Origin of the sequence: Aquincola tertiaricarbonis (genome assembly GCF_023573145.1) — a bacterium.
GTDB classification, from domain to species: Bacteria; Pseudomonadota; Gammaproteobacteria; order Burkholderiales; family Burkholderiaceae_C; genus Aquincola; species Aquincola tertiaricarbonis_B.
In genome coordinates, this window is sequence record NZ_CP097635.1 from 1,897,097 (window position 1) to 1,909,555 (window position 12,459).

Sequence of the window (12,459 nt, forward strand, 5' to 3'; positions counted from 1 at the left end):
CGATGCCCCTGACCATGATGCGCCTGCCCGCCCCCCGACGCCGCAGCGGCCCGCCGCCGGCCGATCTTCAAGACCGCGTGATGCGCGCCGTCGTCGCCGTGGCGGCGCTGCTGGCCAGCGCCGCACTGTGGTGGCCGGCCGCCGCCAGCGCAGCCCGCATCAAGGAAGTGGCCGCGGTGCAGGGCGTGCGCGCCAACCAGCTGGTGGGCTATGGCCTGGTGGTGGGCCTGGACGGCACCGGCGACCAGACCACGCAAACGCCCTTCACCACCCAAAGCCTGAACGCCATGCTGCAGCAGATGGGCGTGACGGTGCCCCCGGGCACCAGCATGCAGCTGAAGAACGTGGCCGCGGTGATGGTGACGGCCAGCCTGCCGCCGTTTGCGCAGCCGGGCCAGCAGATCGACGTCAACGTGTCGTCCATGGGCAATGCCAAGAGCCTGCGCGGCGGCACGCTGATCGCCACGCCGCTCAAGGGCGCCGATGGGCAGATCTATGCGCTGGCCCAGGGCAACCTGGTGGTGGGCGGTGCCGGCGCCTCGGCCGGTGGCTCCAAGGTACAGATCAACCACCTGTCGGCCGGCCGCGTGCCCGAAGGCGCCACGGTGGAGCGGGCCGTGGCCACGCCGCTGTCGCAGGCGGGCGACTTCATCCAGCTCGACCTCAACAGCGTGGACTTTGCGACCGCGCGCGAAGTGGCCAAGACCATCAACAAGGCCAAGGGCGAGGGCACGGCCCAGGCGCTGGACGGCCGCGTGGTGCGCGTGCGCACGCCGCAGGACGCCAATGCCCGCGTGTCCTTCCTGGCCGACATCGAGAACCTCTCGTTCGACCTGGCCAAGCCGGCGGCCAAGGTGGTGCTCAATGCCCGCACCGGTTCCATCGTGATGAACGAGGCGGTGACGCTGTCGGCCTGCGCGGTGGCGCATGGCAGCCTGTCGGTCACCATCAACAGCACGCCGGTGGTCAGCCAGCCCAATGCCTTCAGCCAGGGTGAAACCGTGGCCGGGCAGAAGAACGACATCGCCATCACCCAGCAGGGTGGCGCGCTGGTGCAGATGCCGGCCGGCACCAAGCTGGCTGATGTGGTGAAGGCCTTGAACGCGCTGGGCGCCACGCCGCAAGACTTGCTGGCCATCCTGCAGGCCATGAAGTCGGCCGGCGCGCTGAACGCCGAGCTTGAAGTGATCTGACGGAGCGCGCCGATGATCCCGACCTCTTCCGCCGGCCTGAGCACCGACCCGGCCTCGCTGGCCACGCTGCGCAACCAGGCCGCCACCGACCCCAAGTCGGCCACGCGCGAAGCGGCCAAGCAGTTCGAGTCGCTCTTCATGCAGGAGCTGCTGAAGAACATGCGCAACTCCACCATGCAGTCCGGCATGCTGGAGAACAGCGGCACCCAGATGGGCACCGAGATGCTGGATGCGCAGTACGCCAAGCAGCTCAGCGGTCTGCGCGGCGGCCTTGCCGACGTCATCGCCAAGCAGATCGAGCGGCAGATGGGCGTGCAGTCCACCGACGCCACCTCCAGCGCCGGCCTGGGCCCCACGCGGGCCGCGGCCATGGCGGCCTATGGCAGCGTGTCGGCCGTGGGCACCGACACGGCCACGCCCAAGGTGCAGCGCACCCCGCTGCGCCCGCCGGCCAGCGCGCAGGAATTCGTCGATCGGGTGACGGCCGATGCCAAGGCGGCCGAAGCCAGCACCGGCATTCCGGCGGCTTTCATGATCTCGCAGGCCGCGCTGGAAACCGGCTGGGGCAAGAAGGAGATCAAGATGGCCGATGGCTCCAATTCCTTCAACCTGTTCGGCATCAAGGCCGGCAGCAACTGGAAGGGGCCCACCACCGAGATCACCACCACCGAGTTCATCAACGGCAAGGCCACCAAGGTGAAGGCCAGCTTCCGCGCCTACTCCAGCTATGAAGAAGCCTTCAGCGACTACGCCAAGCTGATGAAGGAAAGCCCGCGCTACCAGAACGTGGTGGCCAGCGGCAGCTCGGCCCACGGCTTTGCCAACAGCCTGCAGAAAGCCGGCTACGCCACCGACCCGCAGTACGCCGAAAAGCTCGGCCGGGTGATCAACACGACGCTGCGCCTGCAGCGCGTGAACACCTGAAGGAGCCGGCACCATGGGAAGTGCGCTGCTGTCCATCGGCACGCGGGCCTTGACCGCGAACTACGCCAAGCTGCAGACCATCAGCAACAACATCTCCAACGCCAACGTCGCCGGTTATTCGCGGCAAGACGTGCTGCTGGAGACGAGCAAGGGCCAGTTCAGCGGCGCCGGTTTCTTCGGCAAAGGCGTGACGGTGGTCACCGTCACCCGCGCGGCCGACAAGTTCCTGACCGCCGAATCGGCCAGCACCAAGGCCACCGCGGCGATGGACTCGGCCCGCCTGGCGCAGCTGCAGGGGCTGGAGAACGTGTTTCCCACCGGCGAGGACGGCATCGGCTACTCGGCCAGCCAGTTCCTCAATGCCATGGTGGACCTGGCCAGCAACCCGCAGGACCTGTCGGCCCGGCAGGTGGTGCTGTCGCGCGCCACCGAGCTGGCCAGCCGCTTCGACAACGCGGCCACGCAGCTGGACACGCTGCAGGCCGGCGTCAGTGCCGATCTGAAGACCTCGGTGGACACCGTCAACCAGATCACCGCCAACATCGCGCGGGTGAACCAGGAGATCGCCAAGGTCAACGGCGTGGGCCACAGCGCCAACGACCTGCTGGACCAGCGCGACCAACTCATCTCGCAGCTCAGCCAGTTCGTGCAGGTGACCACGCTGCCGGCCGAAGATGGAACGCTGGGCGTGTTCATGGCGGGTGGCCAGCGGCTGGTGCTGGGCAACCAGGCCACCAACCTGGCGGTGGCGCCCGACACGATGGATTCGTCGCGCTCGGCCGTCGGCATCATGGAAGCGGGCGGCGGCCTGCGGCTGCTGTCGCAGGACACCTTCACCGGCGGTGAGATCGCCGGGCTGCTGCGCTTTCAGAACACCGACCTGGTGAGCGCCCGCACCGGCCTGGGCCAGATGGCGACGGCCATCTCCGCCCGCGTGAACGAGCAGCAGAGCCTGGGCCTGGACCTGCGCAATCCGCCCGGCAGCGGCGCGCCCATCTTTGCCGTCAGCGGCCCCACGGCCGGCAATGCCAGCACCAATGCCAAGGACGCGGCGGGCAACTTCCTGGGCAACGTGTCGCTCACCGTCACCGACGCCAGCCATCTGGAAGCCAGCGAGTACGACCTGGCCGCCGACCCCGCCAACGCCGGCAAATACCTGCTGACGCGCCGCTCCGACGGGCTGGTGCGCAGCATCAACAACGGCGACACCGTGGACGGCATGACCGTCAACGTCACCGGATCGCCGGCCGCTACCGACCGCTTCCTGCTGCAGCCGGTGACCCGCGCGGCCAACGGCATGAAGACGGTGCTGAGCGACCCCAAGGGCATTGCCGCCGCTTCGCCGGTGGCCGCCACCGTCAACGTCAACAACACCGGCACCGCCAAGGTCGATGCGTTGACCGTGGTCAACAACAGCATCAACCCGGCGGCCACGGCGTCCTTCACCTTCGGCGCGGTCAATGGCAGCGGGGTGGACTACAGCTGGTCGTTGTTCGACCCGGCCACCAACACCACCACCACCGGCACCGGCACCTGGCAGGCCAACCAGCCCATCTCGCTCAACGGCTTCGAGCTGCAGCTCAAGGGCGTGCCCACCAACGGCGACGTGATCACCGTGGCGCCCACGGAGTTTCCGGCCAGCAACAACGGCAATGCGCTGGCCATGGCCGCGCTGCGCGACGAGAAGCTGGTGGGCCAGCGGCTGAATGGCACCACACCGGCCGGTGGCAGCAACATCACCGACGCCTACGCCAGCCTGATGAGCAGCGTGGGCGTGGCGGTGCAGGGCGCCAAGACCTCGTCGCAGATCTCGTCGGGCGTGGCCAGCACGCTGGCGCAGCAGCTGGCTTCCAAGACCGGGGTGAACCTGGACGAAGAGGCCGCGCAGCTGATGCAGTTTCAGCAGAGCTACCAGGCCGCCGCCAAGATCCTGAGCACGGCGCAGCAGGTGTTCGACACGCTGCTGCGGGCCGCCGGCGCATGACCGCCGCCGCGGCGTTTGACGGAGCGATCGCATGAGAGTGACCACCGCCTATTCCTACGCGGCCAGCCTGGCCAACCTGCAAAAGCGCCAGACCGAGCTGAACGAGGCCAACGGCCGCATGACCTCGGGCCTGCGGGTGGAAAAGGCCAGCGACGACCCGGCCGCCGCCGCCCGCGCCGAGCGGGCGCTGGCCATCGTCAGCCGGTCCGACGCCAACCAGCGCGCGCTGGACGCCAGCCGCAACGCGATGACGCTGACCGAAAGCGCGCTGGGCGACGCGACCGAGCTGCTGCAGCAGGCGCGCGAAGCCATGGTGGCCGCCGGCAACGGCAGCTACAGCGACGCCGAGCGCAGTGCCCAGGCGCAGAAGCTCACCGAGATCCGCAAGCAGCTGTTTGCGGTGGCCAACCGCTCCGACGGTGCGGGCGGCTACCTGTTCTCGGGCCAGGGCGCCAGCCAGCCGCCGTTCATCGACACCGCCACCGGCGTGCAGTTCCGCGGCGCGGCCGGCCAGGTGGACGTGGCCAGCGACGAGGCTCTGCCGCTGACCATCGACGGCGCCGACGCGTGGCTGCATGCGCCCACCGGCAACGGCGTGTTCGAGACCCGCGCCACGACCACCACCACCGCGTGGATCGACGCCGGCGCGGTGACCAACCCTTCGGCGCTGACGGGCGGCAGCTACTCGGTGGGCTTCACCCAGGCCGCAGGCGTCACCAGCTACGAAGTGCGCGACAGCGGCGGCAACCTGCTGACCTCCGGCCCCTACAAGGAGGGCAAGGCCATCGAGGTGGATGGCATGTCCTTCAACATCGGCGGCTCGCCGCAGGTGGGCGACCGCTTCGACATCGTGCCTTCCACCCGCACGCTGGACGTGTTCGGTGTGCTGGACCGCACCATCGCCGAGCTGAACACGCCGCTGCGCACCGGTGCGCAGATCACGCAGAGCACCCAGACCGCGCTGCGCGACCTGGACTCGGTGGCCGGCGGGCTGCAGGGCCTGCGCGCCTCGGTGGGTGAATCGTTGAACATGGCCGACGCGGTGGAAAGCCGCGTGGGCGCGGTCAAGCTGTTCGGTGAAACCGCCCGCAGCAACGCGGTTGACCTCGACCTGGCGCAGGCCATTTCCGACTTCAAGAACCAGGAGACCGGCTACAGTGCCTCGCTGCAGACGTACTCGTCGGTGCAGAAGCTGTCGCTGTTCCAGTACCTCTCCTAGACAAACCGATGATGGACCATGCCGTCCTGGGCCAGATGGCCCTGGGTTACTCGCCGTTGATCGACCCGCAGCGCAACGTGGCCGCCACGCGGCTGACGGTGTTTCCGCAGCGGCCCGATGCGCGGCCCGACGCGGCCGAGCTGCTGCAGGCCGTGGCCGCGGTGTGGCCGGGCCCGGCCGGCCGGGTGCTGCTCAACATTGCCAGCGAGCCGCTGCTGGCTGACGTGTTGGCGGCGGTGGGCCAACCAGGCCCGCCCGCGCATGTGGCCATCGAGGTGCCCGCCTTCCTGGCGGCCGACGAAGCCCATGGCGCCGCGCTGCAGGCCGCCCGCCAGGCCGGTGCCACGCTGCTGGTCAAGGGCCGGCAGGCGCGCGAGCTGCCGCCGCCGGTGCTGGCCTGCTTCCAGCAGGCCATCGTGGAAGGCGAAGATGCCCACGACCCCGGCCCGCGCCTGCCCGAGCGGCCGCTGGTGGCCGGCGTGCGCACGCTGGGTGCCATGAACGCTGCGCTCAAGGCCGGCGCTGCCGGCACGCTGGGCTGGCCCTTCGACGACCCTGTGGAGCCCGCGGGCGCCAAGTCGGGCACCCAGCCCGACCTGGCCACCATCGTCGAGCTGATCCGCCGGGTGGACCAGCAGGAGCCGGTGGAGCGGCTGGAAGCCTCGCTCAAGCTCGACCCCGCGCTGGCCTTCAAGCTGATGCGCTACATCAACTCGCCGGCCTTCGGCCTGCGGGTGGAGATCGGTTCCTTCCGCCACGCCATCATGATGCTGGGCTACCAGCGCCTGAAGCGCTGGCTGGCGCTGCTGCTGGTGTCGGCCAGCAAAGACCACGACATGCGGCCGGTGATGTTCTCGGCCGTGCGCCGCGGCCTGCTGATGGAAGAGCTGGCCAGCCGCCAGGGCGACGACGAGATGCGCGGCGAGATCTTCATCTGCGGCGTGTTCTCGCTGCTCGACCGCATGATGAAGCAGCCCTTCGATGCGTTGATGCGTACCATCCCCGTGCCCGATGGCGTGTCGCAGGCGCTGGCTGGCGGCACCGGCCCCTACCAGCCCTACCTGGACGTGGCCCGCGCGGTGGAACAGGAATCGCTGTTCGACCTGCGCGACGCCGCCGAGCGGCTGATGGTCAGCGTGGAAGTGGTCAACCGCGCCGCGCTGCAGGCGCTGGCCGCCGCACAGCAACTCGATTGACCTGAACGGAGCGCACACCGGGTCTGCTGCATGCCTTCTGTCGTCCCCGCCCAGCCCACGCCGCGCCCGCCCGACAACGAACTGCCCGCCAGCCTGGCGCATGGCCCTTTCGGGCCCTTGCTGGTCAGCTTCTGGCGCTCGGCCTTTCCCGTCACGCTGCAAGACCTGCGGCACCGGCTGGTGGCGGTGAACGATGCCTACGTGGCCTTTGCCGGCCGCAGCCGCAGCGAGCTGCTGGGCCGCGACCCCGCGGAGCTGATGCCCGACGAGGACCGCGTGCTGCAGCAGGCCGCCACCGAGGCCGAGGCCACCGTGCCCGGCAGCGGCCACAAGCTGCTGGAGCGCCGCATCGTCGACGGCGCCGGCCATGAGCGCTGGTACCGGGCGGCGGACAGCCGCATCACCGATGCGCTGGGCCGATCGCTGCAGCTGAGCGTGCTGCAGGACGTCACCGCCGAGCACCATGCGCGCGAGCAGGTGGACCGCTCGCTGCGCGAGCTGGAGCAGTGGTTCGCCCTCAGCCCCGTGGGCATGCTGATGTTCGACGGCCATGGCCTGCTGGTGCGCAGCAACCCCGCCTTCGAGGCGCTGGTCGGCCGCGTGCCCGTGGCCCTGCCCGATGCCGACCCGGCGCTGTGCGCGCTGCTGGGCTGGACCGAGGCCGGCCCTGACGAGGCGCTGCAGCCGCAGGCCGCCGCCATCGAGCGCTGGGGCAGCCTGGCCGACGGCCAGGGCCGGCGCCGCCAGCTGCGCGCCCGCGTGCGCGCCATCGAGCCATCACCCGGCCACCGCCGCTATCTGGCGGTGATCGAGGACCGCAGCGCCGAGGATGAGCGCGACCTGGCGCAGCTGGAGATCGGCGCGCTGATGAACACCGCCGGCGTGGGCGTGGCCACCTTCGAGCCTTCGCGCGGCTGGCTGCCGCGCCCCGGCGGCAAGGGCGGCGGCAAGCCCCGCGGCGACGCGGCGCTGCAAGGCATCTCGCGCGAGTTGGTGGAGCCCAGCTCGCTGCCCGACTACGAGCGGCTGCAACGCGCCCTCAAGCGCGGCGAAGGCGCCGAGGTGCGCTATGCGGTGCGCCACCCCGAACTGGGCCTGCGCTGGCTGCTCACCCGTGTGCAGCCGGGCCAGCTGGGCTCGGGCCGCAACACCACCTCGGTGGTGACGCTGGACGTGACCGAGCAGCAGCAGGCCGAACGCCGCAACGAGCAGCTGCTGCGTGAGCTGACCACCATCCTCGATGGCACCAGCGCCGGCATCGCCTACCTGCGCGGCACGGTGCTGGTGCGTTGCAACCAGCGCTTCGAACGCATGCTGGGCCTGGCCGGCGGACGCGCCGCGGGCCTGACGCTGGCCGAGCTGTTTGCCGCCCATGAGGCGCTGCAGCCGGTGCTGCAGGGCATGGAGGCCACGCTGCAGGAAGGCCAGGCCTTCGAGACCGAATTCCGGCTGGTGCATCCGCTCACGCAGGTGGCGGCCTGGTATTCGCTGTCGCTGCGGCGGGCCGATGCCACCGGCGGCGCGGAGGGCGAGGCGGCCGAGGTGGTGGCGGTGCTCACCGACATCTCGCGCCTGAAGTCGCAGCAGGCCGAGCTGGAAACCCTGCTGAACGAGCGTGAACTGATGTTCAGCCTGTCGGAAGTGGGCATCGCCTGGCTGCGGGGCGACCGCATCGAGCGCGCCAACGACGCCTTCGCGGCGCTCAGCGGCTACACGCCGCAGGAGCTCGCGGTGCTGGACCAGGCCGAGCTGTTCGAGGACCGCAGCGCCTGGCTGCAGTACCGCAACCACGACCTGCCGCTGCTGGACGAGCACGGCCGCCACGTGGGCGAGCGCCGGCTGCGCCGCAAGGACGGCTCGCTGCTGTGGGTGCAGGCCAGCCTGCGTCGGGTGGACCCGGCCGATCCGTCGGCCGGCCTCATCTGCAGCTTCGTCAACGTGGACGAGCGACACCGTGCCCGCAAGCTGCTGGTGCGCCAGGCCGACCGCACCCGCGCCATCCTCGACTCGGTGCTGGTGGGCATCGTCACCGTGGGGCCGGCGGGCATCGAGTGGATGAACCGCTCGGCCCGCCGCATGTTCGGTGGCGAGCTGGCCGATTTCTACGGCCAGCCCATCGCCGTGGTGGCCACCGACGACGAGCACCATCCCTTCCGCCGCACCCACTACCTGCATGCGCTGCAGGACGGGCAGGCCGAGTCCTTCGAATGCCTGCTGTGCGCCCGCGACGGCCGCGAGTTCCTGGTGGTGGGCAACGTGGTGGCCACCGGTGCCGATGGCGCCAGTGGCCGCCAGCTCACCTTCGCGCTGCTCGACATCGAGCGCCGGCGCGAGGCCGAGCAGCGCATCGCCCGCGCCCAGAGTCGGCTGCAACGCATCATCGAGACGGCGCCGCTGGCCATCGCGCTGCACGATGCCCGCACGCTGCGGGTGCTGCAGCTCAACCAGATGGCGGCCAGCTTCTTCGGCCGGCCGCTGGAAGCGGCCGTGGGTGAGGGGCTGCCGGCGCTGCTGGCGCCCGAAGTGGCAGCGCAAGTGGGCGCCGACATGGCCGAGGCGCTGCAGCGCACCGAAGTGACCCGGCGTGAGTACCGCCTGCCCGGCGCCGACGGCAGCCTGCGCAGCTGGGACGCCCGCTACGTGACCATCGCCGCCACGCCCGACGCCGAGCCCGAGCAGCTGCTGATGGTGGCCAGCGACGTGACCGAGCAGCGCGCGGCCGAGGCTGCCCGCTTCGAGGCCGCCATCGCCCAGCGCGAGATGCTGGTCAAGGAAGTGCACCACCGCATCAAGAACAACCTGCAGGGCGTGGCCGGGCTGATGCAGCAGGTGGCGCTGCGCCGGCCCGAGGTGGCGCCGGTGATCGCCGAGGCCATCGGCCAGGTGCAGGCCATCGCCCACGTGTACGGGCTGCAGGTGGGCGCGGGCGGGCCGCTGCGCGTCAAGAGCGTGCTGGAGTCGATCACCGGCTCGGTGCAGCGCATGTTCGGCCGCCCCATCGTCTTCAGCACCCAGGGCCCGGCGCCCGAGGGCTGGGCGCTGCCCGAGGCCGAGAGCATTCCGCTGGCGCTGACCGTCAACGAGCTGCTGACCAATGCCGTCAAGCACAGCCGCGACGGCGAGGTGCGCTGCACCCTGGTGGCCTCGGCCACGCAGGTGGCCATCGAAGTGGTCAACCGCGGCCAGCTGCCGGCCGGCTTCGAACTGGCGCGGGTGCCGGGCGGCGTCTCCGGCCTGGGCCTGGTGCGGGCGCTGCTGCCGCGCCGCAGCGCCACGCTGACGCTGCAGCCGGGCGCCGACAGCGACGGCCTGAGCGTGGTGGCCACGGTGACGCTGGTGCCGCCCGGCGTGCAATGGCTTGGGTGACAATGAACCCATGGCGCCCGCTGTCAGCACCGACCCTTCCAAAGGCAAGATCCTGGTCGTCGACGACGACCGGCTGGTGCTGGCCACCGTCGCCCATGGGCTGACGCAGGCGGGCTACGAAGTCATCGACGCCGACAACGGCGACGACGCCATCCTGCTGGCACGCCAGCACCGGCCCGACCTGGCGCTGCTGGACATCCGCATGGAAGGCAAGAGCGGCTTCGACGTGGCCGCCTACCTGCGCGAGTACTGCCAGGTGCCGTTCATGTTCCTGTCGGCGTTCTCGGACGCGCAGACCGCGCAGCAGGTGGCCGAACTGGGCGCGGTGGCCTACCTGGTCAAGCCGCTGGACATCGGCCAGATCCTGCCCACGGTTGAGACCGCCTTCGCCCGCCTGCGTGGCAGCGGTGCGGCGGCCCCGGGCGGTGCCGGCCCCGCCACCGCCCCGGCCGACCCGCTGGCCGACGTGGTGGCCCTGGCCACCGGCGTGCTGATGCACCGCTACTCCCTGACCCGCGGCCAGGCCCTGGACCGCCTGCGCCGCCAGGCCCAGGCCGAACGCCGCACGCCCGAGCAGCAGGCTCAGCGGCTGGTGGAAGCCGTGGAACTGCTGGCCGGGCCGGCGGGTGAGTTCAGCATCTAGCTTCGCTGGCCCAGAGAGCGCAGCCAGGCGTCGACCTGGCCGAATGCGTCCTGCTGCCACTGGTCCGGCGTACGGTCGCCCAGCACCCGGGTTTCCTCCACGAAGCGACGTACGCATGTGGGGCCGAAGCCATCTGGCGTCGCGAACTTGTCGGCAATGAACCGGTAGCCGGCCACGGCCTCTGCGTGCTGCAGCAACGGGCGGCAGGCCGAGGCCAGTGCCTCGATGCCGTCGGGATAGTTGCGGACGCAGAAGTAGATGTCATAGGCGTCCTTCTGCTTGTAGCGTCCCTGAAGAGCGTGGCCCTTCATCGCCAGCAGCGCGGGGATCGAGCAAACCGCGATCTCCACCTGGTTGATGCCGCCGTTGGGCATGGTGCCGCTGATGGCCACGTACTCATGGAAGCGCAGCGCCAATTCCGCGCCGTTGGCGCGCTGCACGGCAAAGTTGTCGACGAGCGGCGGCTTGTTCTTGACGATCACGGCGTCCCGCGGCATCAGGAAGTCGACCATCACGTCGATAGACCCACCGCCATCGCCAGGGGCGATCGTTCGCACGAGCTGAAAGCGCTTCAGGTTCTCGCGTTGCGCATAGCCGTGGGCCATGAGCGACTCGACGAGGCTGGCGTATTGACCCTCGCCCAAGGCTTCGGCGTTCAGGCCGAGATCGATGTCGGTCGTCCCGACGTGGCGCATGTCCTCGTTGTCGTTCAGCAGCAGCCACGGCACTGCGCCGCCGACCACGGCGAACTTGCCCTGGTAGCTGCCAAGAATCTGTCCTATCTCAAGGAGGACGGACTTCACCGCATCGGTCGTGCGGTCGCTGTAGTCATCGGCCGTCTGCGGTTCGCCGCGTGTCACTTTGTCCACTGCAGCAACTCCTGTCGAAGGTGTTGGGCCGCTTCCCGGCCTCGTTCGCCGGAAGCGTACAAGTCCAGGTAGGTCTGCACGGGGCTGGTTGTGCGGATGCCGGGCGCAGGTTCAACCACATCCTGCAGGGGCCCCGTGTCTTCCAGCAGGGTGACCACGACGTTTTCACCGCGATGGGCCGGCTCCAGTCCCAGGGTGTCGCGCAGTCGCCGCGCCCCTGCGGCGTCGGCGTAAAAGTGATGGGTGCCTGTTCGGGCGAAGGGCGCCAACCAGTTGGCAGCCGAGAAGGAAGCCAGAACGGCGGATGCGTCGTCCTGGCTCAGCTCGGTTTGCAGCTGGCGCAGCGCCTTGTCCAGGGAAGTGCCGTGCATCGTCGTGTAGTACGTCGTGCGGTCGCCGGCGGGGGGCGCATACTCATCGCGCCAGGCATCGAGCAGGGCATCGGGGTGTGACAAGCACAGACCGTCGCTGGTCACTTCAGCCCATCCCCGGTCCAGCAGGCCATTGCGCACGTAACTGACCTGGCCGGCGCTGACCTCGCTCAGGGCTGAAAGATCGGCCACGCGCCAGGTGCGGCTGGGGTCTCGCAGCATGATCCGCAGGACCTGGGCAGATTTGGGCTTGAACAGCGAGCGCAGGGCACGGCGTTCACTCTTCGGTTTCCCTGCCACCTCGCGCAACAGGTAAAAGCCCGGGAAAACGATGCGGGCGTTGCCTTGCAGATCGAGGTAACCCACCTGGTGCTCGACGCACAGCGCTCTGGCACCTTCTGACAGGTAAGGTGCGATCAGGATCGGGATGGCAGGCTCGTTCCGGCTCTGCGCATAGCGCTTCAGGTCCAACAAGGCGCTCTTGACATGGCGGGGCTGCCCGCTCGCCTTGATCTCGCAGGCCAGGGCGTGCGGCTTGCCATTGAAGTCGATATGCAGGAGAAGGTCGACACCCGAGTCCGTCGATTCAGTGCGGTCTTCGATGATCGCAAGATCAGGCGCTTGAGCCAGCAGGTTGCGCAGGGCCTCGGCGGACAGTTGCTCGGTGTTCAGCGATTCGAGCTTGTTCAACATT

At 69.7% G+C, this 12,459-nt stretch carries 9 protein-coding genes; 7 read left to right on the top strand and 2 right to left on the bottom strand.

The genetic code is table 11. The annotated features are described in order from the left end of the window. The first annotated feature begins 2 nt into the window (after nucleotides 1-2). Genes MW290_RS08755 through MW290_RS08785 form a run of 7 tightly spaced genes read left to right on the top strand, consistent with a single transcriptional unit; the run spans nucleotide 3 to nucleotide 10,525 of the window. Complete coding sequence (locus tag MW290_RS08755) at nucleotides 3-1,193, top strand: flagellar basal body P-ring protein FlgI (RefSeq protein ID WP_375142732.1); 1,191 nt, start codon at nucleotides 3-5, stop codon at nucleotides 1,191-1,193. A gap of 12 nt (nucleotides 1,194-1,205) precedes the next feature. Next, the gene (flgJ, locus tag MW290_RS08760; RefSeq protein WP_250194289.1) at nucleotides 1,206-2,117 is read left to right on the top strand and encodes a flagellar assembly peptidoglycan hydrolase FlgJ; all 912 of its coding nucleotides are present in this window, start codon (nucleotides 1,206-1,208) and stop codon (nucleotides 2,115-2,117) included. Nucleotides 2,118-2,130: 13 nt separating this feature from the next. Further along, on the top strand, nucleotides 2,131-4,101 hold the full coding sequence (gene flgK / locus MW290_RS08765; protein ID WP_250194290.1) for a flagellar hook-associated protein FlgK: 1,971 nt from the start codon (nucleotides 2,131-2,133) through the stop codon (nucleotides 4,099-4,101). 31 nt (nucleotides 4,102-4,132) lie between these two features. Further along, nucleotides 4,133-5,320, top strand: coding sequence for a flagellar hook-associated protein FlgL (gene flgL / locus MW290_RS08770; protein WP_250194291.1), 1,188 nt, complete (start codon nucleotides 4,133-4,135; stop codon nucleotides 5,318-5,320). Nucleotides 5,321-5,331: 11 nt separating this feature from the next. Continuing rightward, nucleotides 5,332-6,516 (top strand): EAL and HDOD domain-containing protein, encoded by a 1,185-nt coding sequence (locus tag MW290_RS08775; RefSeq protein ID WP_250194292.1) that lies wholly within the window; start codon nucleotides 5,332-5,334, stop codon nucleotides 6,514-6,516. Nucleotides 6,517-6,546: 30 nt separating this feature from the next. Continuing rightward, nucleotides 6,547-9,882, top strand: a complete 3,336-nt coding sequence (locus MW290_RS08780; protein ID WP_250194293.1) for a PAS domain-containing sensor histidine kinase — start codon at nucleotides 6,547-6,549, stop codon at nucleotides 9,880-9,882. A 10-nt stretch (nucleotides 9,883-9,892) separates the two neighbouring features. Further along, nucleotides 9,893-10,525, top strand: coding sequence for an ANTAR domain-containing response regulator (locus MW290_RS08785; RefSeq protein WP_250194294.1), 633 nt, complete (start codon nucleotides 9,893-9,895; stop codon nucleotides 10,523-10,525). Here MW290_RS08785 and MW290_RS08790 read toward each other — a convergent pair. Both MW290_RS08790 and MW290_RS08795 read right to left on the bottom strand, forming a co-directional pair. Then, a complete protein-coding gene (locus MW290_RS08790; protein ID WP_375142834.1) occupies nucleotides 10,522-11,385 on the bottom strand; it encodes a nucleotidyl transferase AbiEii/AbiGii toxin family protein in 864 nt (287 codons plus the stop codon). The genes MW290_RS08785 and MW290_RS08790 overlap by 4 nt on opposite strands. After that, nucleotides 11,382-12,458, bottom strand: coding sequence for a type IV toxin-antitoxin system AbiEi family antitoxin (locus tag MW290_RS08795; protein ID WP_250194296.1), 1,077 nt, complete (start codon nucleotides 12,456-12,458; stop codon nucleotides 11,382-11,384). The genes MW290_RS08790 and MW290_RS08795 overlap by 4 nt, the downstream gene beginning before the upstream one ends. Nucleotide 12,459: the final 1 nt, after the last annotated feature.